This window comes from Psychrobacter sp. WY6, assembly GCF_018448495.1.
GTDB lineage: Bacteria > Pseudomonadota > Gammaproteobacteria > Pseudomonadales > Moraxellaceae > Psychrobacter.
In genome coordinates this window covers 1396994-1421400 of the sequence record NZ_CP049902.1, presented here as the reverse complement: position 1 = coordinate 1421400, position 24407 = coordinate 1396994, and the positions used below count along the sequence as shown (strand labels likewise).

General features: G+C 42.9%; 23 protein-coding genes, 4 pseudogenes and 1 other annotated feature. Of the genes and pseudogenes, 7 read left to right on the top strand and 20 right to left on the bottom strand.

What is annotated here, in order from left to right; all coding sequences use genetic code 11:
* Window positions 1-1397: 1397 nt before the first annotated feature.
* Together G7Y90_RS07100 and G7Y90_RS07095 are read right to left on the bottom strand one after the other, a co-directional pair.
* A complete protein-coding gene (locus G7Y90_RS07100; RefSeq protein WP_250163781.1) occupies window positions 1398-1772 on the bottom strand; it encodes a hypothetical protein in 375 nt (124 codons plus the stop codon).
* Window positions 1773-2005: 233 nt separating this feature from the next.
* A pseudogene (locus G7Y90_RS07095) lies at window positions 2006-2753 on the bottom strand (IS5 family transposase).
* Between the two features lie 338 nt (window positions 2754-3091).
* On the opposite strand from G7Y90_RS07095, the gene G7Y90_RS07090 reads away from it, so the two are divergent.
* Window positions 3092-4153: a hypothetical protein gene (locus tag G7Y90_RS07090; RefSeq protein ID WP_250163780.1), complete on the top strand. Its 1062-nt coding sequence runs from the start codon at window positions 3092-3094 to the stop codon at window positions 4151-4153.
* 389 nt (window positions 4154-4542) lie between these two features.
* Here the strand turns inward: G7Y90_RS07090 and G7Y90_RS07085 are convergent, their stop codons facing one another.
* Entirely contained in the window at window positions 4543-4845 is a 303-nt protein-coding gene (locus tag G7Y90_RS07085; RefSeq protein ID WP_238049739.1) for a monooxygenase, read from the bottom strand.
* A gap of 113 nt (window positions 4846-4958) precedes the next feature.
* On the opposite strand from G7Y90_RS07085, the gene G7Y90_RS07080 reads away from it, so the two are divergent.
* From G7Y90_RS07080 to G7Y90_RS07075, 3 genes are read left to right on the top strand one after another with little or no spacing between them, the layout of a single operon-like run.
* The gene (locus G7Y90_RS07080; protein WP_502937420.1) at window positions 4959-5546 is read left to right on the top strand and encodes a DUF1853 family protein; all 588 of its coding nucleotides are present in this window, start codon (window positions 4959-4961) and stop codon (window positions 5544-5546) included.
* The gene (locus tag G7Y90_RS17795; protein WP_284143849.1) at window positions 5474-5692 is read left to right on the top strand and encodes a hypothetical protein; all 219 of its coding nucleotides are present in this window, start codon (window positions 5474-5476) and stop codon (window positions 5690-5692) included. The genes G7Y90_RS07080 and G7Y90_RS17795 overlap by 73 nt, the downstream gene beginning before the upstream one ends.
* Window positions 5650-5946: a hypothetical protein gene (locus G7Y90_RS07075; RefSeq protein ID WP_250163779.1), complete on the top strand. Its 297-nt coding sequence runs from the start codon at window positions 5650-5652 to the stop codon at window positions 5944-5946. Before G7Y90_RS17795 ends, G7Y90_RS07075 begins: the two co-directional genes overlap by 43 nt.
* Before the next feature lie 67 nt (window positions 5947-6013).
* Here the strand turns inward: G7Y90_RS07075 and G7Y90_RS07070 are convergent, their stop codons facing one another.
* From G7Y90_RS07070 to G7Y90_RS07050, 5 genes are all read right to left on the bottom strand, one after another.
* Window positions 6014-6973, bottom strand: a complete 960-nt coding sequence (locus tag G7Y90_RS07070) for a DUF5723 family protein (protein WP_250163778.1) — start codon at window positions 6971-6973, stop codon at window positions 6014-6016.
* Window positions 6927-7268 (bottom strand): hypothetical protein, encoded by a 342-nt coding sequence (locus G7Y90_RS07065; protein ID WP_250163777.1) that lies wholly within the window; start codon window positions 7266-7268, stop codon window positions 6927-6929. Before G7Y90_RS07065 ends, G7Y90_RS07070 begins: the two co-directional genes overlap by 47 nt.
* A 115-nt stretch (window positions 7269-7383) precedes the next feature.
* Complete coding sequence (locus G7Y90_RS07060) at window positions 7384-7581, bottom strand: hypothetical protein (protein WP_250163776.1); 198 nt, start codon at window positions 7579-7581, stop codon at window positions 7384-7386.
* Window positions 7582-7638: 57 nt separating this feature from the next.
* Window positions 7639-7869 (bottom strand): hypothetical protein, encoded by a 231-nt coding sequence (locus G7Y90_RS07055; RefSeq protein WP_250163775.1) that lies wholly within the window; start codon window positions 7867-7869, stop codon window positions 7639-7641.
* 176 nt (window positions 7870-8045) lie between these two features.
* Window positions 8046-8423 (bottom strand): hypothetical protein, encoded by a 378-nt coding sequence (locus G7Y90_RS07050; protein ID WP_250163774.1) that lies wholly within the window; start codon window positions 8421-8423, stop codon window positions 8046-8048.
* Window positions 8424-8599: 176 nt separating this feature from the next.
* Here G7Y90_RS07050 and G7Y90_RS07045 point away from each other — a divergent pair.
* Window positions 8600-9815, top strand: a pseudogene (locus tag G7Y90_RS07045) (IS3 family transposase).
* Window positions 8875-8991: a sequence feature (AL1L pseudoknot), on the top strand. (Overlaps the previous pseudogene by 117 nt.)
* Here the strand turns inward: G7Y90_RS07045 and G7Y90_RS07040 are convergent.
* The 10 genes and pseudogenes from G7Y90_RS07040 to G7Y90_RS06980 all read right to left on the bottom strand — a co-directional run bounded on the left by G7Y90_RS07040 (window position 9779) and on the right by G7Y90_RS06980 (window position 19023).
* Window positions 9779-10132: a hypothetical protein gene (locus G7Y90_RS07040; protein WP_250163773.1), complete on the bottom strand. Its 354-nt coding sequence runs from the start codon at window positions 10130-10132 to the stop codon at window positions 9779-9781. The pseudogene G7Y90_RS07045 and the gene G7Y90_RS07040 overlap by 37 nt on opposite strands.
* Window positions 10133-10472: 340 nt before the next feature.
* The gene (locus G7Y90_RS07035) at window positions 10473-10661 is read right to left on the bottom strand and encodes a PDDEXK family nuclease (RefSeq protein ID WP_250163949.1); all 189 of its coding nucleotides are present in this window, start codon (window positions 10659-10661) and stop codon (window positions 10473-10475) included.
* Window positions 10583-10906, bottom strand: a complete 324-nt coding sequence (locus G7Y90_RS07030; RefSeq protein WP_250163772.1) for a hypothetical protein — start codon at window positions 10904-10906, stop codon at window positions 10583-10585. Before G7Y90_RS07030 ends, G7Y90_RS07035 begins: the two co-directional genes overlap by 79 nt.
* Before the next feature lie 295 nt (window positions 10907-11201).
* Window positions 11202-12376 (bottom strand): annotated as a pseudogene (locus G7Y90_RS07025) (SPOR and LysM peptidoglycan-binding domain-containing protein).
* A 258-nt stretch (window positions 12377-12634) separates the two neighbouring features.
* Window positions 12635-14033 (bottom strand): annotated as a pseudogene (locus G7Y90_RS18440) (bifunctional folylpolyglutamate synthase/dihydrofolate synthase).
* 231 nt (window positions 14034-14264) lie between these two features.
* Window positions 14265-15227: an acetyl-CoA carboxylase, carboxyltransferase subunit beta gene (accD, locus tag G7Y90_RS07000; protein WP_250163948.1), complete on the bottom strand. Its 963-nt coding sequence runs from the start codon at window positions 15225-15227 to the stop codon at window positions 14265-14267.
* A 269-nt stretch (window positions 15228-15496) separates the two neighbouring features.
* Window positions 15497-16321 (bottom strand): tryptophan synthase subunit alpha, encoded by an 825-nt coding sequence (gene trpA / locus G7Y90_RS06995; protein ID WP_250163766.1) that lies wholly within the window; start codon window positions 16319-16321, stop codon window positions 15497-15499.
* 23 nt (window positions 16322-16344) lie between these two features.
* Window positions 16345-16833: an HNH endonuclease gene (locus tag G7Y90_RS06990; RefSeq protein ID WP_250163765.1), complete on the bottom strand. Its 489-nt coding sequence runs from the start codon at window positions 16831-16833 to the stop codon at window positions 16345-16347.
* Window positions 16834-16962: 129 nt separating this feature from the next.
* Window positions 16963-18237: a tryptophan synthase subunit beta gene (gene trpB / locus G7Y90_RS06985; protein WP_250163764.1), complete on the bottom strand. Its 1275-nt coding sequence runs from the start codon at window positions 18235-18237 to the stop codon at window positions 16963-16965.
* A 102-nt stretch (window positions 18238-18339) separates the two neighbouring features.
* Window positions 18340-19023, bottom strand: coding sequence for a phosphoribosylanthranilate isomerase (locus G7Y90_RS06980; protein WP_250163763.1), 684 nt, complete (start codon window positions 19021-19023; stop codon window positions 18340-18342).
* A gap of 210 nt (window positions 19024-19233) precedes the next feature.
* On the opposite strand from G7Y90_RS06980, the gene G7Y90_RS06975 reads away from it, so the two are divergent.
* Window positions 19234-20931 carry a cryptochrome/photolyase family protein gene (locus G7Y90_RS06975; protein WP_250163762.1) on the top strand — a complete coding sequence of 566 codons (1698 nt, stop codon included), beginning with the start codon at window positions 19234-19236 and terminating at the stop codon, window positions 20929-20931.
* Between the two features lie 115 nt (window positions 20932-21046).
* Here the strand turns inward: G7Y90_RS06975 and G7Y90_RS06970 are convergent, their stop codons facing one another.
* Window positions 21047-21208 carry a hypothetical protein gene (locus tag G7Y90_RS06970; RefSeq protein ID WP_201540393.1) on the bottom strand — a complete coding sequence of 54 codons (162 nt, stop codon included), beginning with the start codon at window positions 21206-21208 and terminating at the stop codon, window positions 21047-21049.
* A gap of 279 nt (window positions 21209-21487) precedes the next feature.
* Window positions 21488-22111: a DUF4230 domain-containing protein gene (locus G7Y90_RS06965; RefSeq protein WP_250163761.1), complete on the bottom strand. Its 624-nt coding sequence runs from the start codon at window positions 22109-22111 to the stop codon at window positions 21488-21490.
* A gap of 569 nt (window positions 22112-22680) precedes the next feature.
* Here G7Y90_RS06965 and G7Y90_RS06960 point away from each other — a divergent pair.
* Window positions 22681-24399, top strand: coding sequence for a proline--tRNA ligase (locus G7Y90_RS06960; RefSeq protein WP_250163760.1), 1719 nt, complete (start codon window positions 22681-22683; stop codon window positions 24397-24399).
* The last annotated feature ends 8 nt before the right edge of the window (window positions 24400-24407 follow it).

Here is a 24407-nt window from a genome sequence, read left to right as displayed (position 1 = left end):
ACAATCAAAGGCAGCCGTTTATCGTCTGCCTTTTTTATGGACTGCAAAAACCTAGGGGAAACCTAAGGTTAGGCGCTCAATGTTTACTTGAAAATCACGGGCAGCATGTTGTCATTTGTTAACATTCAAACCAGTTTGCCGACTGCCAGCATGTTAAGTTATGTTAAGGTTTAAAACCTTTATGGAGAAGATCACCACACAGCTAAACAGTGCAATTACTTTTACCACGTTTTACCGATCACCAGCCCCCAATGGGGTAACTGTTAGCGTGATACCTTACTGTCATTAGCCTACAGAGTCATGATGCCACCAAAACAAGATAGAGCCGTCAAACAAAAGATATGAGCAATCTTGCGCGTATTGAGCGTGGTTTAAGTTAACTATTCCGCTACGAACTGCCAAAAAGTGAATGGAGCGCAAACACTTACCAATCATGGGCTATAAGGCAGTTTTAGGGCTAAATTAGCAAGGGGCTGTAGCGGATTATAGATAAATCCTATTTTGGTTATATCGCATATCAAAGGGTAGGAATAACGGTAAGATTACGGTTAGTTTTCGGACACGTTAGAACCTAGCAAAACCCAACATTCAAATGATGGTGAATGACTTGCAAATAATCCACTGTCCAAAACTGGAGGTTAAGAACTTTACACCCTAGCCATGATAGCGAACCCCAAGATTACCCCAAGGCTAGAACCTGTCAAAACCTGTTATTCAAACGCGAATTAGCCAATGCCAAAACCTTACATTGAAAACCAAAGCACACACCGCGCAATGCTGGCTTGATCCTTGCCGTAATCTTGCCGTTACCTAATTTTCGGAGTCCATAGAAGGGAGTTTTGCGAGTCCATAAAAAGGGTTGGTTTTCGGACATCATAAGAGGGGCTAAAAATGAATTGTTGGACACGTTAGAGCGAGTTTATGGAACAGTACGCGCACGGGGCACATTCTGCCCATGATAGGTAGTTTCTTAACAGGTATCGTGAGCAGCAAAAGGGACTTTTCGGACAGGTAAACGCCTTTTTATAATGCGTAAAAACCTACTAGACAGATGCCCCCAAAACTGGGGTATGGAAGCAAGGAAAATAGGAAGTAAAACAGCGCATTTTCTATTATTCCCATTTACCGCCAAGTCAGTACAGTAAACGCATAGAGATGGAAGCAGATATATTTTAGGAAGCAAGAATTGGAATAATTCCCAATGGGCTAAATAGTACAGATGCAATAAAACGCATTATAAACGCACGAAAAACGCACGCATTTAAGCGCCATTATTGAGCGCGTGCAGTGATTAGCAATTCAACCCCATGAAAGAAAGTAGCAAGTATAAAAAAGTATTGGATAGGTAGTAATTAGGCAAGCAAATAAATAGAACATGCCTAATAGCTGATTTCACCTCACCATAAATCACCCCCTAAGCCGCAATGACCTCTTAGAGAATCTTTTAATATTTTGACTTGTTCGGTCTTTACCTCTAAAGCCTCTCCTACATTATCTATATGTTCTTGGCACAAGCTGCTATACCAGTCATCAGGTGAGCAATAATAGTTTGTATCTAGTGTTTCATATTCGTAAGGCTCAGTCTCACGCTCATAGTAGCTTATAGCTTCCTCTATATAAGCACGACAATTAACAGGTAAGTTAGAATCTGAGCCATATTCAGGTTTACTATTGGAATCACTGCATGCAGTAAAAAATATTGCAGTAAGTAAAATAAAAAGCTTATTCATAATAATGTCACCAATACTCAAAACATTTTTTGATAGTATCATGACCATTAATTACATAATACTTAATTGAGTCTCAAACAGCCAAAAAAGGGCGTTATTAAAAACGATTGTTGGTATTATTGTTGGTATCATCATAATTAAAAAACATAAAACCTATATAAATAAAGGCATGCAGACCCTACTTTACTTCCTGCCGTTCCGACCAAACATAGTAGTAAAGAGAAAAGCCAATCATTGTTTTTAATGGTTGGCTTTTTTTGTGCTAGGGCGTGTCATCAATTAAGCCAAACGACACAAGAAACTAGATGAACCGCACTTAAGAAATGACAGGCTAACTTGTCATAGCGAGTGGCAATCGCACGATACTGCTTAATCTTGGCAAAGAAGTTCTCTATTAGGTGCCGTGCTTTATAAAGCTCTTTATCGAAGTCTCTTGGCTGCAGCCGATGACACTTAGATGGTATAACTGCATTACCTTGCACTGCTTTAATCGGTTCAATAACGCGGGCATCAGCATCGTAAGCTTTATCGGCAAGCCACGTTTGGCTAATACTGACATCAAGCAATTCATCTGAGCCACACAGGTCATGAGCTGCGCCACCTGTTAGATAAAAGCCAGTAGGATTGCCTAGCGCATCTGTACGAGTATGTATTTTAGTCGTCAGTCCACCTTTGCTGCGTCCAATGGCTTGATCCCTTTTTTTCCAGCACTGTGCTGGTGGGCTTTAACAATCGTGGCATCTAGCATGGCATATTCGTCATCGGATTGTTCAGAGAGTTGATTAAAAACCTGCTCCCATACGCCTTTTTTGACCAGCGACTAAAACGAGTATGAATCACTCTGAAGTCGCCAAAGCGTTCAGGTAGGTCACGCCAAGGTATGCCGGTCTTGTAACGGTACAGAACCGCTTCTACGAACAAGCGGTTATCCTTTGCAGTAATACCAACGTCACTTGGTTTACCAGGTAGAATGTCTTTAATTCTCTCCCATTGGTCATCACGTAGGGCATGTCGTCTTGTCATAGTCATTGAGCTCAAATTCCTAAATACGATCTAAGTATAGCTTATTCTGAAATATCTATGCTAATTGATGACACGCCCTAAATTTAACTGTTGATTGTATGATGCATTAAGCAGATAAATAATAAAAAATCCTGTAAGGCTAGGGCTAATTACCCGAACGGCATTTTTACCACCTCAAACGATGCCAGCGCCTTGCACCTATAGTCAGAGCACTTTTAAACCGCTACGGTGTTACCCGCCCTAGATGTACTCAGTGTACTATCTGTGGTCGGTCGCCTTGTAGCGATTCTAAAATTCCTTGACTATATTTAAAGCTAAGGGTGTGTAAAGGTGTGAACATGAGTAATAATGATATAGCATTAAGCTTTGATACCGCAGAATATTATAATCTACAAGAAGCTTGCGACTACTTAAACAGAAAATTTGAAACCGATAACATATCGCCAAAAAAACTACTTAAAAGAATTTATGAGTTTGATTTAGACGCTTACATTTATGGTAGAGGGTTTTATTTAATGGGAAGTCATTATCTTGATGAAGACAAGTTAGACTTTTTAGATGATTTAGACAAAGACGGTGAAGACTATCAAATCTATACAACGCAAATAGATGCATATTTATTTTTCTGCGACGTAAAGCCCTCGTTAACTTGTAAAGAATTAGGCGTTTTTATCCAGCTAAGCCACAGAATGATTAGCAACTTACTTCTATTGGAACGAACTGAAATTAGTGACGAATGGGCAGATATTGAGGGCTTATTACCACACAATAGACTAAACGCTAATCCAAAAGACGTAGAAGAGTTTCTTTTGCCTAGTGACAGGCCTAGCACATATAAAGGTCAAGATTATAACTTTGATAAAATTAAAGTAGTAGAAAGCAGGTATCAGCCGATATTACCCAAAAGAGCATCGAAGAGTACGGACTTGAAAAAGCACTATCAAGAATTAATATGGGGTTTAGATCACTATCATTTAGAAGATTATCAAATAGAACATTACGAAGGGGTTAATAGTCTCTTTAATAACAAAGAAACGTACGCACTTAACCTAGAAGCAACGCCTGATGATATTTTGATTTTACATAAAGATTTAGAGCTGTTAATAGAGCTTATTATCGAGAACAAGCCAGCGATTGAAAAAACAGAAATTGTTTTTAAGAAAAAGGGAGTTAGCCCAAAATTACTCAAGGCAAAATTAGTAGCTGATACACATGCGCAATACTTATGGTCGAAAGACCATGATAAAAAAATAAGAATTGGTGAAATGTGTGAGCTTATATGGAGCTACCTAATTGATACAGGGCATGGTGAAATGCTTCCTGAAAGAACAGCTACTTTAAAGAGCTGGCTTAGCTCGATACCTCAATATGCAAGTGAAGCAGGCAGACCACAATCATAATTTAAATGTATCTCAACCTAAGTTAATCTATATAGACATAGGTTTAGGGGATTTTCTTAATCAACTCCAACCCATAAAATAGCAACCATAAGCCGTATCAATCAAGTTACGGTAAATATGGAGCTATCAGATGAAACACTTAGAAAAAGCTAGAGTCTTAACCATACAAAATCAACAGTCCAAAAGCTATTTAACAAGCCACCCAAATGGTCGTTTACTATATTGAAATTTTTGATCGTTATCCTAGTACCGCTATTATCAAATGCACCAGATATTCAGCTTAATTTTTATACCATTAACATCCTATTTTAAGTTGAAAATCCACATAAAAAAACCAGCCATTGAACCCAATGACTGGCCTTTTTATGTTTATTACTCTTCATTAAGTATTACAGAGACGCTTTAGTAATCGCACTTAGCGCTTCATTGATGATAAATACTTTAGACTTAATATCCGTAAAGCCAAATGAGGTCAGTCTCTGGGTATGCTTCTCTAAATATCTGTTGGCATCCTCTAAGTTATCAAACACATAAATACCGCCCGCTTCTTGCGTTGCTTCGTTTTCTGTCCATAGCTTGTAGACCAGACCGCTCTCGTTTGCGATGTCTTCAGCCAACTCTTTCATAGACTCAAAGAATTGGTCACCAAAAGGTCCGCTATAAGGAAAGTCGATTTGCAAAAGATATTTCATTATTGAATCCTCATTATTATTGAATGATTGGCAAAGTATATGCTGCCAGATACTTTCAATCTTAACATAGTAAGATTGACTATAGACTTTTGGCAAGCGAGCAGCTAGGGTAAATGTACCACTTTATAAAGGTTCAACCTATGTCTGAGGTTATCGCTCAGCCCCTCTCGAATTACCTTATAGATGACGCACCTTGGGACGCATACCAGCGACCTTATGTGCGTGATTTGGCGTATGTGCTTGCCTGCCCTAACGTCTTGACCGAATGGCTAGACTTTGCGCCACATCAGAATACACATACCGTGTCGGTACATAGCGCACACTTCTGGCAACAGCAGTTTGCAGCGTATCAGCAGCGTTTGGAAGAGCTAGATAACACCAATGCGTATCAGGCGCTGACCCGCTATTTACTCAAGCGCCCAAGTCCCAATCGACTGGGATTTCACTTTGAGGGGTTACTGTCATTTTGGTTAGAGGATGGCTTTGCGCGCAAGCTACATCCGTATGAGACCCTAGCCAGTAACGTCCAGTTGTATAATGGTAAGCAGACGACTGGTGAGCTGGATTTAATCTTATATATCATGGAGAAAATCTGGTCGAGCATTGGGAGCTGGCGATTAAGTTTTTTATGGGCTCAGCACCGTTTGCTCCTGAGAACTGGGTTGGGATTAATTCCAAGGACAATCTACAGCGTAAAATGACCCATATGCAAACCAAACAGTTTCGTACCGTATGGGTAAATACCGAAAAGCATGGACAAGTTAACATTGATAAGCGTTATGGCGTGATTAAAGGACGCTCTTTTTGCCAATTAATACCACTAACTTTAATTATCCATCTTGGTTAGCACCAAGCTTTCCTATACATAAATGGTGCGATAACACCGATATGACTAATCTTGCGACGCTTGATATAAGGGCATTACGAGCTGCCCATTATATCGAATGGTTTACTAGGCGCGACTGCTATGATGGACGACAGCCGCAGGTAGCTTGGTCAAACGACGCAATGCCTATGCCTACGACAGGACTATACTTCGAAGGTCATAGTCCGATCGTCATTTATCCTGAACAGCGCGACAAAACGCATGATAAATTTTAGTAACGTCCACCGCATTATATGCACATCGACGCTTTAGCCATCTGCTTTTTAATGCAATGCAATGAAGCTACCAAGCATAGCGTCCATACAAGCTAATCTCACTGCGTTTGGCTTTTTCTGAATCGAGACTGTCGGTCAGCAATTTGATGCCAGCATAACGACTGTCTACAGCAAGACCCAATGCTTGCGTTTGCGGCTCTATCAAGCCCGTCACCGTAATGGGGAAAGCATCGTTGGACGTTTGGTAGCCTGCGGATAATTGATATAAGTCTTGAATGTCATTCACTTGACCATGTAGACCGAGCTGCCATTGACTGTCTAGCTGATGCTGAAGGCTACCTTCCACTCGCCATGGCAATGTCTGTGTGACATCATCAGTGCTAAGCTGCCCTTCAATCGTATAGAGAGGTCTGCCGTTGACGTCATAATCCAATGCATAACGAGTGCTTGGCATGTCTTTCCAGTGCATACGTCCAAGGATATCGTAGCCACTCAGAGACAACTGCGTACTATCAGACAACTGACCTGTGAGCTGCAAATCGAGCGAATAACCATATCCCGAAGGTTTCGCGGGGTTCCAGTTTAGGTTTTCCTCCCCTAAAGCTGGTGCATCATAGTAATAATCGATGTAAGCGTTGGTTTTATCCAAACTGTCTCGTATGTCTGTCAGCTCATTATTTGGCAACACTTTGGTGCTTAAATCGCCAACTATCTTACCTTCTAATGCATGCAGTCCTTGCCAGAGATTGGCACGAGTCGTCAATTGCCAGTTGGGCATGAGCTGCTGCGTCAGGCCAATATTAGCACCGAATCTTTCATTGTGCTTGGCTTCTAAAAATAACGGATAAGTTTGACTGGTACTTGAGGGCTTTTTATTTTCATACTGCCAATAAACTTCGGCAGTCTCTTTGCTAAACGTCATTAAATAATCATAACGCCAACCTAGACCGTAGCTAATCGCACTGCCCGCAGGACGAATCTCAAGCGACGTCCGACCTTGGGCATAAGCATGATCTCCTGAATCCAAAGGAGCAATCGTCTAAAAATTCTGAGATAGGCTGTGTTGGACTATGAGCCGTTGCCATCACACTCCACTCTATCTGCGCGTCTGACTGAGTAATATGACTGTCCAGCAAGCCTGTCGCTTGGGGGTAGAAGTAAAAATTCGTGTCAGCAGCTGGTATATCTGCACTATCAGCAACCGCAGCGCTGGATATCATCATAGCGGCAATCGCTGGCGTAGTGATTAACGTACGGCTGTATAAATGCGATGCTAAGCTTTTAGGTAAAAAACCATAGAGACTTGAAACGTTATATGGCATAAATTTCTCACGTTTATTAGAGAGCATAAAAAAGACAGGAATCTGTCTCTTTTTTTGTTGCTATACCTCAATCGCTACTAACAACGGTTGAGAGTCGATGTGACACATGATTTGATTATAGAATAATTAAACTATCATCAGTAAATTTGGCAGTAACTTTGCCATCATTATCCATTAAATCACCGTAGTCTTTACCGTTAACCATGATATCGCCAAGCTTACCCATTTTATCTTTGATAAAATCACCCTTGGCATCAACCTTTAACTTGATCGACGCTTTATTTTGCTCAACGGTAAACTGGGTGCTAACCACATCATGTTATTATCTAAGCTTGACTTACCTGTTACAAATAGCTTCTTACCCTCTACGCTAGCAGTCAACCTTGTAGCTCAATAACATTACGAGCAGTACGTTTAAGATTGGCTTGGAAATCAAGCGGAATCGTCGTTGTATTCTCCTTGTTCCTTTAATCGCCAATACTATTTCCATACCTACGTAATTGGCGGCCTCTTCGATATCACCAACTTCATCGATTATGATAAATTTCTTTATATCAGCGTCATTGGCAGTCGCATTCAGTGTAATCTCTACATCAGTCATCGGTTTGCTTGGTCATCTTGCCCGTTATAGCAAACTTATAAGGGATTGTTCTAACCACCAGACTGTTATCTGCTAGCTTTCTGCTGACATCCAGCGCAGCAAATTCAAAATCTTTGCTTCAATCACGCTATCATTAGCCGTCAACTTCAGGCTGCTTAATTTGATGACTGCCTTTTCTAGCGTGATGCCTTCTTTATTGCATCATTGATGTCAAACTCATCATTGACCACGACTTTATCACTGAATTGACCACTGACTGTTGCGCCTTTAGTACTTGAGTTGAGGGCAACGATATCAGTGCCAGTACCAATTTTAATACTCTTGAAACCCAAGCTGCCGTTAAAGTTATCTGTACTGGTGTTTGAGCTTAACGCATCTTCAAAGCCATCAAATGCTACCTTAAAACTGTCTTGATTGACGACAACAGGTCCGTACAAACCTGTTTGTGGGTTATACACATAATCGTATTCTTCAATATCAACCTTGGTGCTACCAGTTAAGGTAAACTTCCCATCAGCATTTAGCGTCGCTAAAAAGTCTTTTTCTGGGGTCAAGACTATATTCCCAATGCTGTTTCAAACTCTTCATCATTAGCCAGTGCAATAATGTCAGCTGCAGTGAGCTGTGATACATCATTCTCTTCCATATAGTATTTTAGATCACTTGGGATATCGAAGGTATGAACCGCCCCGGGATTGTCGGAGACCTAATATTCTGAGAGAATACGACAATGAAAACACGACATTATACTCCTGAGATTAAAGAACGCGCCGTTCGCATGCTCATTGAAGCGGCAGGCGACTACCCCTCTACCTGGTCAGCGATTCAAGCCATCGCCCCTAAGATTGGCTGCACACCTGAGACCCTGCGATCCTGGCATAAAAAGCACATCGATCAAACTATTCCTGCCTCAGTACAAGCGCAAAGTGATAAAGAACGCATCAAAGAGCTTGAACGCGAGAATAAAGAACTTAAGCAAGCTAATGAAATCATCAGGAAGGCTGCGGCTTTTTTCGCCCAGGCGGAGCTCGACCGCTGACTAAAATCATGATTCACTTCATCGACGACAATAAACACCTTTATGGGGTCGAGCTGATCTGTAGAGTCCTACCGATTGCCCCGTCAACTTATTATCGTGTTCAAGCCTTAAGCGACAACCCACACAAGCGTTCACTGCGCAGTCAGCATGACGCCTATTACATCGGTGAGATTAAACGTATTTGGCGGGACAGCAAGTGCCGTTACGGTGCGCGCAAAGTCTGGCAGCAGATGCTGACGGGTTAAAGGTTGCTCGGTGTACCGTAGAGCGTTTAATGAAGCAGTATGGTATGCAAGGTGTCTGGCGTGGCAAAAGCAAGATTACCACCAACAGCCGTGACGACCAAAAGCGCGCTGATGACCTAGTCAATCGTAACTTTAATGCACGTCAACCCAATCAGCTTTGGGTAGCTGACTTCACCTATATAAAAACAACTAGCGGCTGGGTATATACCGCTTTTATTATTGATGTATTTGCTCGCGCTATTGTGGGCTGGAAAGTATCTAATCGCATGAATACCGATATGGTTATGGCTGCGCTAAATCAGGCGATAGCAGATAGGAACCATCCCAAAGATGTGATTCATCACAGCGATCGAGGGGTTCAGTACTTATCCATTCGCTATACTGACAAAATGTGTGACTCTGGTATCATCGCTTCTGTCGGCACGACTGGTGATTCATACGATAATGCACTGGCTGAAACGGTCAATGGACTCTATAAATCTGAGGTAATTGACTATTTAAAGGAGAACTGGACTGGTATCAATGATGTTGAACTGGCAACCCTTGAATGGGTGGATTGGTTTAATAAAATACGACTGCATAGCACGATTGGTTATGTGTCACCCTTTGAGTTTGAAAAGCGGTATTATGATAATTTAATCCTGTCAGGCATGGCTGCCTGACTCAAGTAAATCACTCTCCGATATAGTCGGGGCGGTTCAGTATAACCAAGTCGCGTATCTTGCTTTTCTGTAAGGATATCACTTACATCTTCGTAAGCATCTGTAACCGCTTTATTGTCACTGACAAATAGCTTGGCGGTACGAATCATCTCTTTCGCTTGCTCGATCTCAGACAAACTATTATCGACAGGCGGCTTAACTGGCACATCTGGCGTATTAGTACCATTACCAGAAGAGCTATTATTATTGTCATCACCACAGCCTGCTAACGCTAACGTGCTGGCTAACGCTAATGCGCTCAATTTAAAAAATTTCATAACACAGTCCTTTATAGAATGATTTTAAAAACGAGAAGCACCAAAATCTTTATCTAATTAAGCAAATAATGCCTCAATTCAGAAAAGCGCCTCTTAATTTAGAAAACTTAAGTTTGCTTTAAAATAAATAATAATACTCTTATTTAAACAACTTATCTATAAAGTAAACGGATATAACAGCAATGTTACACAAAAAATAAATGCCGTTGTTGCGACTAATCTTAACTGTCTACCAAAGATACTTTATCAATAATTTTCAATCACTTGCATCAGCTCGTACCTGAGCATATCTACGCTTGGCATGCGCTCAGCGTGAAAGCGCACAATAGCAATACCGGCACTAGCAAGGGCTTTGTCTTTTTGTCATCCGCCTTTTGACGCGCTTTACTCGTATGTGTCCATCATCAAGCTCGATAGCAACCAGCGTGGTCTGCGCATCAATGTCCACAATCACATAATCGACGCTTTGACGACAGATACGATTGAACCAAAAGCTACGCTCGGACGCCTCACTGCTATTGCCTTCGATAATGCGTGACAGTTGAACTTGAACGAAAATATGATATCCGGCAACGCACTTTTTAGCTTATTAAAGAAAATGACTTCCGTATCCGTCATAATCGGCATCGGCGCAAACGGCCAAATAGCCAACTCATCACCGCGTACTGGCTTTGGATCAGGCTCAACAACTGGAGGTCTTTTCAACAGCTTTGGTACGGTAATCAGCCCTAAAAACCCAACGGCCAATATTAAAAATATAACACCAAATGACATGGTTTTACCTTATACATGATTAAGGCAGCCAAATATGTATGACGACTTCCATAAAGTGACATATATACTCAACTGCGACAGGGCAGCCCTTATAGGCTGACCCGTTATACAGAAAAAATCAGGGACAATCGGCGCACATCGTAGCTAAGCTTACGCCAATCAGCAAACACTAAAACAAAAACACGACAATAAATGTCGTGTTTGAATAAAACTCAGATAAAACAATAAACTAACCAAGACTCTGCTGTTTATTTAGCAATAACAGTCATCCGATTATAGTGATTTTCACACTATTTTAGCGCCAGTATAAAACCCAAGCACTGGTCGTACTGACCTTAGGATCGCTATTGATTTTATCTTTTAACGCTAACGCCGCCACTTTACCGCGCTCAGGACCGACGATGACGCGAACCCCGCGGCTGGTAGGACTGGTCTTAACTTGGTAGCCTGCGGATTTAAATTTCTTTGCTAGTTCGTCAGCTTTGGCTTGATCGTTTGCCAATGCTACTTGCACCCCAAAGCTGCCTTTGGCGTCGGTTTCTTTGACTTCTTTACGGGCTTCGCTGAGTTTCTGCTGTGCTTCACGTTTAGCATCCGCTGATTTTTTGGCTAAAGCCTCTTCTTTCTGACGCTTGTCTTCGCGTGCCTGCTCAGCCGCTGCCGCTTCACGTGCTAATCGCTCTACTTGCTTACGTGATGGAATGGTGATGTTTTGACCCAGTTGTAGCGATGTCGACGGTGACAGATCATTCGCTTGTGCCAATACTTCTACTGGCATATTGTATTGCCGCGCCAGTTTAATCAGCCCATCTCCTCTTTTAACTTGATAATCAGAAGGCGATTTTGGTGGCTCATTTTTAGCCGCTTCGGCTGCCGCTTGTTTTTTCTCAGCCGCAGCATCCGCTTGTTTCTTAGCATCCGCTTCTTTTTTACTGTCTGCTAGTTTCTTTGCAGCAGCCTGCTCTTTAATCGCCGCTTGCCTTTGAGCTTCTTGTTGCGCTTGGGCAGCTTTTTGCTGGTTGCCAGTGTTTGTCTCACTTTCAGCTGACGCAGCAGCGCTAGTCTTTTTTATTGGCGTTGTAGCGGCATCTTTTTCCGCGTCGGATTTGGATTTGTCACTCTCTTCAGCAGCTGCCGCACTACTGGCCATATACTGCTGACTTTCTGCACGGGCTTTTGCCAATGCTTCCGCCTCAGCGGCTTCCTGTTCAGTTAACTGCTGGGCACGTTTTTCTTGTTCAGCACACGAGCAGCGCGCTCTTTTTGTTTTTCTGCCAAGATACGTTTTTCAGTCTCGATATCCGTCGTCAGCGGCTGAGGAGACTCTTGCTCAGGGCTTGGCTTATCTACCATTGCTGACGCTGGTTGTGGTTCATTACTATCACCAATCTGTTGCACCATGGCGTATAGCATCACGCTACCGCCGATAATCATCCCAATGCCCAATAAGGCTTGTCTCGAAAAGTTCATCCGTTTACGTCTCTTAGTTGGTAATAAGGTTGATTGAGCGGCGCAACTGCCGTCTCAAAACTGTGTTTAGATAGTTTTAATAGCCTTGATAGGTGTCATTGCCACCAGTTGCGTCCATCCGTTTTTAAATGTTATGCCAAGCGTTTAATGCCATTATAGAGCAACTTGCCAAATCACTTTGATTATAAAGCATATTTTTCATACTGTCTGCCATCATGCTACTGCTAAGATTAACATTAAATAAGCACCATTTTAATGTTAATTATCAACCGCCAGTGCTGCCAGTGCCTCGCCGATCGTATGAAAGGAGCCACATACCACGATAAGGTCTTGCGGTTGACTGGCATTGATAACCGCATCGGTCGCTTCTGATAAACGTTTAAATTCGTGTATTTGAGCATTGTCGACATAGCTCGATAGGATACCTTGCAAGTGCTCAGTGCTCGCAGCACGTGGATAATCAATCTCAGCGATATACCAATCGCTAATCGGTAAGCCCGCTATCGTCAAATGCTGCACGACTTTATTGATATCTTTATCACCCAACATAGAAAACAGCATTTTAATGCTGGCAGGTTTTCCTATAGCTTTACTGATATTTACTATTTGGATTACTGCTTTGATTGAGAGCATCAAAGCTATTTTGATTGGCTAGATGCTGTTGCCAAAGCGGTAATAATTGCGCCAATAAAAACTCAACGCCTTGCTCGTTATGCGCCACATCAAACAGCCAATGGCGATTGTGGATCTCACGATAATCAAAGCGGCCAGCGAGCCTGACCGTTTGCAGCGCCTGCTCGATAGCAGTGCTATCGACATTTAACGAACTTGCGAGCACTGCTGATAACGCAGTGGCATATTGGTCAATGACAGTGCTGGGCACGGTAACTGCATAGTGACCGCAGCATTGCTATATTGCCAAGCGCTTGCACCCACTCACGATAATCAAAATCTCGCCCAACTTGATAACAAGTTGCTTGATGCTTATCAATCGCTTGCTGCACACTGACTGGCATTGCAGTAGCACCATAAACCACGCTGATACCATCACGTAAGATACCTGCTTTCTCACGGCCATATCTTCCACATTGTCACCCAGCCAATCGACATGATCGATAGCGATATTGGTAATCACTGCCATATCAGGATCAATGATATTGACCACATCTAAGCGCCCACCCAGCCCGACTTCCAACACCCAGACATCACAGTCCGCTTCGGCAAATATTAATAATGCGGCAAGTGTGGTCATCTCAAAAAATGACAAGGTCAGCTCACACGCTAATCGCGCTGCTTCTACCTTGCTAAAGGCTTCAATTAACGTCTCGTCACTGACCATCTCGCCATTGATACGCACGCGCTCATTAAATAAACTTAGATGCGGTGATTGATACAGAGCCGTTTTATAGCCTGCTGCTTGGCACATCTGCGCGATGACAGCCGTCGTTGAGCCTTTACCATTGGTGCCTGCCACCGTAAATACATAAGCATCGTCTTTGGCTGACTGTACCACGCCTAACGCCTCGGCAATTGGCAAAACTCGCGACAACCCCATGTCTATTGCCGATACATGAATCTGCTGCATATAATCGAGCCATTCGGTCAAGCTAGAATGCTTGTTGGGAGTGTTAGCGTTAAAAAGTAGAGAGTCGGACATGGACACAGCCTATATTGAAATATTTGAATAAAAATGGTCAATGAGAAAGCATTCATTAAGAAAGTACAGACAGTATATAACTACCTGTCCAAAAAGCAAAAAGCATTTACCGCTGTTGACGATAAATGCTATTGATTGATCTTACTTAGTCAGAGAAATTGAGCATGCTACTAAGCATAAGTCATGCGGAATATTAAACTCAGTTATCCGTTAGTCAAGCCGATGAGCAAGCTAGGCATCAACATTAGGCATGCGGCTTAACTTTGCCAACAGACGATAAATAGTATCAATCATTTGATGACGATGTACCACTTCATCGACCACACCGTGCTCTAACAAAAACTCGGCACGCTGGAACGGCTCTTCTAGCGTCTCACGAACCGTTTGCTCAATCACGCGCTTACCAGCAAAGCCGATCATGGCTTTTGGTTCTGCTAAATGAATATCACCTAACATAGCGAGCGACGCAGTCACACCGCCATAAACAGGATTGGTCAATATCACGATATACGGCACGCCAGCAATTCTCAAACGCTCAATTGCAGCAGCCGTTCGTGCCATCTGCATCAAAGACAGTAAACCTTCTTGCATACGTGCGCCGCCAGAGGCAGCAAAGCAGACTAAGGGCACGTTGTCTGCCAGCGCTTTCTCAGCCGCCTCTACGAAACGGTCACCAACTACAGAGCCCATAGAACCGCCCATAAAGCGGAAATCAAAGGCACAAGTCACTACATCAAGATTGCGCAGCTTACCATACAGCACAATCAGCGCCTCAGACTCGCCGGTTTTGTCCTGTGCTTCTATCATACGCTGCGGATACGGCTTACTATCCACAAAGCTCAATGGATCTTTGGCAGTAAATTGTTGTCCTAGCTCACCGTCTACTTGATCGAGCAACCAGTTTAAGCGCTCACGAGCACTCATCGGTAAATGATGATCACAATGCGGGCAAACATAGCAGTTAAAAATAAGCGCCGTATTGGTAATCATCGAATGACAATTACTGCACTTGGTTGACGGTTCAGTCTCTACTGCTGTCAAAGGCGCTGTCAATTGCTGCTTGATACCCGGTATCGGGCGATTAAACCACGATTGCCCAGCAGTATTACCGTTTGGCTCAGCGTTACTTTTTTCAGTATGGTTCGGAGTCTTCATATCAGGTTTTATTATCGTATCAGTCATATTATTCGCCATTATCAAAGGCTTATCGACAAGCTGGCTCATGCGCTTGTCCCTAAGAATCGATTTATAAGGATCAGTTTAATCGTCACATATTCTCATAACTTTCGCAGTTATAAAGCGCAGTTATAAGGCACGCTTTCGTGAAACTGTAACAATTTATATGTGATGTTAGTTTACACACGTAAACTAACTTTAGCAAAGTCATTTAACCCTGTCTTTATAAACATTGTTATTCATATTGCCATGACGACTTAAGTGACGATAATTTAACTTTATTTCACTCAGGCACTCAAACTATCAAGTGCACCGCGTAGCTCATCCATTTTTGCCATGATTTTTTGCTGAGCGGCGGCAACCGCAGTGCTATCATTGGCATCTATATCAGCAAAATTCTGCACCAAGGCACTACCGACAATAATACCATCCGCATGCGCTCCAATCGCTTTAGCAGAAGCCGCATCACGAATACCAAAACCCACACATACTGGCAAATCAGTTGCTGCTTTAATCGCTTGCACTTGAGTCGCAACATCATCAGTATCAAGTGTTGCCGAACCCGTCACGCCTTTTAATGACACATAATAAATATAACCACCGCAATGGGTCAATACTTGCTCACGGCGCTCAGGTAAAGTGGTTGGTGACAATAAGAAAATTTCATTCATCGAATGTTCAGTCAAATGCTGGGTAAAGCTGCCCGCCTCGCTTGGCGGCAAATCAACCATCAAAATACCATCGACACCTGACTGCTCACATAGCGCGACAAAGTTGTCATAGCCGATGATTTCAACGGGATTGAGATAGCCCATCAAAATAATGGGCGTCTGCGTGTCTTGCTGACGGAATTCCGCGACCATTTTTAGGGCATCACGTGTACTCGTACCTGCGGCTAATGCACGCTCTCCAGCTAAAGCGACGACTGGGCCATCTGCCATCGGATCAGAGAACGGCAAGCCAACTTCGATCATATCCGCGCCATGCTTAACCAAATCATGAAGCAAACCAACGAAGTTGCTTGGATTGGGGTCACCTGCCATCACATAAGGAATCAGGGCTTTTTTGTTTTGTGATTTTAAAGTTTCAAAAGTGCTTTCAATTCGGGTCATATTGGTCTCTTATAATTTTAAAATTAATTCATTGTCATTGAATCGCGTAAGGCACGCATCTGTTTAATAGAATTGTCAAAATTCGCTTGGGCAGTTTCTATAATGGCTGCGATTTGAGACACTACGTTAGCATCTAACTGACTGATAAGAGATTTCTGATGCCAAGTCTCAATACGTTCTAAGCGTTCTATATACATCGAATTAGGTAGGTTCTGGCATTTATTGACTAAGAATTCTCGCCAAGGCATTTCTCTTTTTTCATCACCATTACAAATATTGCATGCCAGCACAAAGTTATAAATTTCATTAGTACCGCCATCTTTTACAGCTTGCAAGTGGTCAAGATGACCTTTGCGACTGTTAGGATCAATGACTATCTCGCAGTAAGCGCATTTATTATCAAAGTAGTTCCAAACTTGCTGCTTCTGAGCTTTATTAGGATGAGTATCTATAACTTGTAATAGGCTACGCTTAATCTGATTTTTTGCCATAGAGGGGGTGACTTTTGACATCTTACTAATTCTCTGCTCTTTCAAAATTAAATAATATGAATTTATATTGCGAACCCTCTATTAAGCTTAATAGAGGGCATATCAATCTTATTAAAAAAACATCAATAATTTTTAAGCCAGAAAATGACTCTAAAGCTCAATCCCTTCCGCCTTCATCACTGAATGCAAATCTTTATCCCCACGACCAGACATATTAACGATAATGGTTTGATCAGGGGTCATCGTCTTAGCTAGCTTCAATGCATAAGCAACGGCATGCGCAGATTCGAGCGCAGGGATAATACCTTCTTTACGCGTCACTTCATGGAAGCCTTCTAGCGATTCTTTATCAGTACAGCCGACATATTCAACACGCTTCATGTCTTTTAAGAAGCTGTGCTCAGGACCAACGCCAGGATAATCAAGACCTGCTGAGATAGAATGCGTCTCTTGAATTTGACCGTCATCATCCGCCATAAGATAGGTACGGTTACCATGCAGTACACCGATACGACCAGCGGCTAATGGTGCCGAATGGCGACCCGTTTCGATACCGTCACCCGTTGCTTCAACGCCATACATTTTAACGTCAGTATCGTTTAAGAAATCAAAGAACAAGCCAATGGCGTTTGAGCCACCACCCACACAAGCGACTAATGCATCTGGTAATTTACCCGTCATTTGCAGATGCTGAATACGTGCTTCTTTGCCGATAATCGCTTGGAAATCGCGTACCAATAACGGATAAGGATGCGGACCGGCAACCGTACCGATGATGTAATAGGTGCTATCGACATTAGTAACCCAATCACGCATCGCTTCATTCATGGCATCTTTTAGGGTACGTGAGCCTGAAGTCACTGGCACAACCGTCGCACCGAGCAAACGCATACGATAGACGTTCATCTTTTGACGCTCGACATCATCAGCACCCATATAAACGATACACTCAAGCCCCAAACGCGCGGCAATCGTCGCCGTCGCGACACCATGTTGCCCTGCGCCAGTTTCCGCAATAATGCGTTTTTTACCACTCATCTTGGCAAGTAGCGCCTGCCCAATGGTGTTATTAACCTTATGGGCGCCAGTATGGTTTAAGTCTTCACGTTTAAAATAAATTTGCGCACCACCAATCTCATCGCTCAATCGCTTGGCATGATATAAAGGCGTTGGACGGCCGACATAGTTGACCAAATCATTGTGATATTCTTCCCAAAACGCAGGGTCTTTTTTTACTGTGTTATATAACGTTTCTAGCTCTTCTAGTGCTGCCATCAAGGTTTCAGAGACAAAGCGACCGCCATGCACGCCGAAATGTCCACGGGCATCAGGATATTGATTGAAATCTTGTACGTTTTCTGGATTGGTGAAGGTATTAATAGCTTTAGCAGTGGTAGATACATCTTTGCTCGCGACATGACTCATGATAATTCCTACTATAATAAGTGGTATTTTTTAAAATAAATAAGGGGGAAAATTTTCCAAGTAATTAGCTATGTAACGGATAAAAAGTTCACGGCTAAAAAACTAGTTACTGATATTCGAAGGTTCGCCAAGCGTCTCATTTTGCCATCGGTCGCGTTTTACCGCTTTCATAAAGGCACGCATTTTGGCAGCGTCTTTTTTGCCTTTGTCAGACTCAATCCCACCGCTGACATCGACCGCATAAATAGGCAAGTCTAAAGTGGCAGCGACATTATCGGCATCCAGTCCGCCCGCTAAAATAATAGGTAGCGAGCTGTCTTTCGGTAGCAGATTCCAATCAAAACGTGCCCCTGTGCCGCCATATTTATGGGGATGGTAAGCATCCAATAAGATACTGTTCGCGCCAGCGGCAGCAAACTCATTAATCTCGGCGCTTACGCTAGCGGCAGTGTGTTGGTCAGCATTGATACGCAGCGCTTTTATCCAGCGTTTATTGACCGCACTGGCCAGCTGCGCACATTGCTCCGGTGTTTCATCACCATGGAATTGAATGATATCAAAAGCGACCTGATTCGCTAATTCTATCAGCTCTGCGCGCGGCATATTCACCACTAGAGCCATTATACTTATAAAAGCTGGCAAAGACGCACTTAACGATTGCGCCTGCTCGATAGTGACAGCGCGTGGACTGGGCGGATAAAATACCAAGCCAACCGCATCAACACCCAACTGGGCGGCAATTTTAATATCATTAGGCTGGGTAAATCCGCAAAACTTAACGTGCATGATGTGACCTTAGATATAACACTTAGTGCGACACTATTAGACTGTCTTCGCTACATTGACGGCAAGTAAACGTCAATTGCCAACGCTAAAGCGTAAATATGAGGATTTGTTAATTGAATGGTAAATCCATTGCATCCAAAAACTTATCCTAGCATACTTTTATTACCAGTTTTTTTTATGATTGCGATTGATTAATAGAGGGATAGTTGAATGTCTAAAACGGCGGCGGAAACGTCTCATAGCACAGATAGCATAGATAACACCGAAACAAGCAACGTCAACAATAGCGACGATGCCACTAGCGTAAACCCAGCACATTATTTAATGTGGTTTCGTCGTGACCTGCGAGTTCATGATAATACCGCGCTAGCTGCGCTTTGCGAGCAGGCAAATGCGGATAACGCCTCAGTAAGCGCTATTTACTTCGTGACTCCTGAACAATGGCAGGCACATGACATGTCGCTGACACAGCTCGACCATATCGCTCGCACCTTGCCTATCCTAGCCAAATCTCTGCAAACACAATTAAACATCCACTTAACAATACAGCTCTGTCCAAGCTTTACTGACTGTGTTGAGGCGATGCTAGATATCTGTAGCGCGAACCAGATCAGCACTGTGATGGCAAATCACGAGTACGAAGGCAATGAGATTAAGCGTGATGAACAATTAACCAAAAAGCTTGCAAACAACGATATAGAATTTATCCGCTGGCATGATCAATGTATCTTGCCACCACAAACCATCACCACGAACGATGACAGCATGTATCAGGTGTTTACCCCATTTTATAAAAAATGGCGGCATACCTTGGATATCAGTACCATACAAATGCATGAGGCATCCGCCATAAATGGCAACACTAAAGTCAAACTAGAAGTCTCGAACGCCAGTGCTACTATCGAAGATATAGAAAGAGTAAGTAAAGAAGTAGTCGAAGATTATCAAAAGGCACTGCAAAATGCTGGTTTATTAGAGCCCATGGATATAGACGTACAGCTTGAGCACGCTCGGGCAGCCTACCCTGCTGGCGAAGCGGCGGCGTGCCAGCGTTTAGAGGACTTCATCGCTGAGGATATTGATAACTACGATATCAGTCGCGATGTACCCAGTTTAAATGCCACCAGTCAGCTATCTGCCTACCTGACTATTGGCGCAATCAGCCCCAGACTTTGCTACTTACAAGCTACCCTACAATTAAGCAAAGCACTGGGAGAATTACATGAGAATGAAGGTGACGGTGACGCCTTAGATAGCGAGGATAGCTTTGACAACACTGATAATAACGACATTAACCACTGGATAAGCGAGCTGGCTTGGCGAGATTTCTATCGCCATGTTTTAGACTATAAGCCCGAGCTGATTCGCCATCAAGCTTATAAACATGAGACTGATGTCAAAATTAACTGGTCATATAATCAAGACAATTTTGAGGCATGGTGCATAGGTAAAACTGGCGTGCCGTTAGTCGATGCGGCAATGCGCTGCCTGAATGCGACGGGCTTTATGCACAATCGCTTGCGGATGGTCACGGCAATGTTTTTAACCAAGGATTTATTGATTGATTGGCGCTTAGGTGAGCGCTACTTTATGCAGCAGCTGATAGATGGTGACTTTGCCTCCAATAATGGGGGTTGGCAATGGAGCGCATCGACTGGCACCGACTCTGCACCTTACTTTCGCATTATGAACCCTTTTAGCCAAGCCAAAACCCACGATACCGATGGCGAATTTATCAAGACGTGGCTGCCTGAGCTAAAAGCTGTTCCTGCCACCATCTTGCATAGCGAGGATAAAATGCGTCAAGCACTGGCAAAGGGAGGTAAATTTGCTGACATTGATTACCCATTACCGATGGTCGAACATAAAGCGGCTCGCCAATTAGCGATTGCTGAATTTAAAAAATAGCGACGCATTACATCAACACTAAAACCTCAATTTACTAAGAATTTCATTAGCTATTTTTAGCCCATTTAGAAAGTAATCGATTGAATTGAGGACACGCCCTAGTATCAGCTAGAGTTTACAAGATACGAGTTTGGATAATGTATAGGGCATAGGCTAGTAGAGTGAAGCTTATAATTAACAGCACCCATGTCGCAAAAGAAAGCGATTCCTTCGCTTTAGGGCGCTTATTAAGCTGATCTTCAGAGTCAGAAGACGGTTTATTATTAAGAGTTGTCATATACGCCACCTTTTATAGGGTTATATTACCAACGAAATTCATAAGTTGATAATGAATAATAGATAAGCTCTACTATACAATATAAATGGCGTTACTTTAAGTGTTTCCAATTAATAAACTAACGTATGACTATCTAGTCTATGGCTCTAATAAAATTATGTATGCGTTATTTTACTGGCATCTGGCACGCGCCTGCACCTTGAGTCGTCACCGTCACTACTGCACCAGTTAACGAAAATAACTGTTGCAGTTGGGTTTGCGCATTTTCTAGTGCCATATTCATGACATCACCGCGACAAGCGCGTTCGAGCACTTCTTTTTTTGCCATACTTTGCGCTTGTTGCAATATTTTGGATCGACTTGCATCATGCCAAAAGCACCAGTCTGCCAATCATAAATCTCGATATCGTCTAGATAAACCGAAAATATCTCTGATGGTGGGATGGTAATATTGATTTGCGGCATCACTGAGACTGGCGTATTGGCATCCGCTTCTTGTACCTCATCGACGTTAATTTCAGGCTGCACCACTTGTACCATCTCAGGGGTAAGTGCACTTAAATCAATCCCCGCCTCCACTCGTCCGCGCGCGATAAACAAACCCTTTTGCTCATCTTGCCACAGCTTCATCCAACTGCCAGGGCGCTGGCTAGTAATGACGGTATCGACACTAAACGCCACCGTTTCCAAACGATTCAATTTTTGGATTTGTGTGACCACGCCTTCACGAGTAATGGTTTCTATCGGCTCTTCCTTGGTTATATTCTGCACACTATAAATAGCAAAAACGATAGCTGCTAAACCGATGAGCAATATCATCCACGACATCATCGCAATGGGTTTTTTCGCTTGTGAATGAGTCGCATCATTATTAACAGGAGATCGATTGTCAGGATTATTCATATAAACACCCTCAGAGTTTTATCATTTATTTTTATTAAACGTATAACAAATAACTGTCTAAATGATAAATGCTACTTTTGAGCAGCAACTTCAAGTAATAACTACCAATACGCTACACAATGACTAGCGCTACCATTTACTATAAATACCCTAAAAACTGGCAAACAATCGAGTTGTAGTGACCTCATTTGCTCGTTTAAGTCACGTTTAAGTCACGTTCTGTCTGAAAAAACAAAAAGTCATTGCGTCTTAGGCTAACTTTACCTAACATAGTCAGATTGTATAAGCAAAATGTTGGCGTACATCTATTTTTCTGGTCTTTATGCGTAAAGTATGACGCTGCCAACATCAACGTTTTAATACAAAATGAAAAGTTCCAGCCTTTTTGTAAGGCGTTTTATGAACGCACTTTCTATTCATGTACTGTTTGTCGCAGTACTTTTTAGCTAGGCATGTCCTAGACTATTACCAAGTGATACAAAGGTAAGCTTGCGTCGGCCATCAAAGCACACGCTCAACATCCTACTATTTCTTATTTATTTTATCGTTGATAAGGTTACGCTTTATTTATGAAAGCCAGTCAATTTTTATTTGCCACTCTAAAAGAAACCCCAAGTGATGCCGATATCGCCTCAAGCCAATTGATGGTGCGTGCCGGTCTTATTCGAAAGATTGCTTCTGGGTTATATATTTGGTTGCCCATGGGGCTACGCATCTTGCAAAAAGTCGAACGTATTGTTCGTGAAGAGATGCAAGAAGTTGGTGCACAAGAAGTACTCATGCCGATGACCCAGCCTGCCGAGCTTTGGCAAACGACCGGACGCTTTAACGATTATGGTCCTGAGCTGTTGCGCTTCAAAGACCGTCATGATCGCGACTTTGTGCTTGGTCCGACGCATGAAGAAGTCATCACCAATCTGGCGCAAGGCGAGCTGCGTAGTTATAAACAACTACCAATCACCTTTTTCCAAATTCAGAATAAATTCCGTGATGAGATTCGTCCACGTTTCGGTGTGATGCGCGCACGCGAATTTACCATGAAAGATGCTTACTCGTTCCACGTTGATCAAGCATCGTTGGCAAAAACTTACCATGACATGTATGACGCTTATACGCGTATCTTTACCCGTTTGGGCTTAGATTTCCGTGCGGTACAAGCGGATACTGGTTCTATTGGTGGGTTTGCTTCACATGAATTTCATGTCTTGGCAGACAGCGGCGAAGATGATATTGCCTTCTCTGATTCTTCTGATTATGCAGCCAATGTTGAGCTTGCCGAATCAGTGAGCACCGCTGAGCGTCAGCCACCGAAAATGGAACGCGAAGACGTCCTGACGGAAAATATGACCAGCTGTAAAATGGTTGCTGAACATTTAGGCTTACCATTAGAAACGACGGTCAAAACGTTAATCGTCCATGGTCATACCGAAAATGATGAGCCACAGCTTATCGCTATCGTATTACGCGGTGATCATCAGCTAAATACGATCAAAGCCGAGAAAATCGAAGAGGCCAATGTGCCGCTGACAATGGCTTCTGACGAAGAACTGAAAGCTGCTGGTCTGCATAAAGGCTATATTGGCGTTAATTTGGATATGCCTGTCTTTGTTGATCGTTCGGCAGCAACTCTGTCAGACTTTGTATGCGGTGCCAATGAAGTCAATAAACACACCACTGGTATGAACTGGGCGCGTGATGCGAGCATTACTCGTGTCGTTGATGTACGCAATGTGCAGGAAGGCGATCCTTCTCCTGATGGTAAAGGCAGCCTAAAAATCAAACGTGGTATCGAGGTCGGTCATATCTTCCAGTTGGGTGATAAGTACTCGCAAGCGTTAAATGCTACCGTATCTGGTGAAGATGGTAAGCCTGTGACCCTAATGATGGGCTGCTACGGTATTGGTGTGAGCCGTATCATTGCCGCTGCTATCGAACAGAACAACGACGAAAACGGTATCATGTGGCCACAGACGCCAACGGTTAATGATTCAATCGCTCCTTTTGAAATCGCTATCATACCGATGAAGTCAAAAGAAGAGACGGTAATGGAAACGGCAACAGCACTGTACGAAGAGCTAAAGGCTCAAGGCATCAATGTACTTCTTGATGATCGTAACGAGCGTCCCGGCGTTAAGTTTGCTGATCTTGAATTGATTGGTATTCCTCATCGTATCGTGGTTTCTGACCGCAACCTTGCTGAAGGTAAGTACGAATACGTCAATCGCCGTGAAGCAGAAAAGCAAATGCTCAGCCGTGAAGAAGTCATGGCAAAAGTAAGCGGCAAATAGTTTTTCAA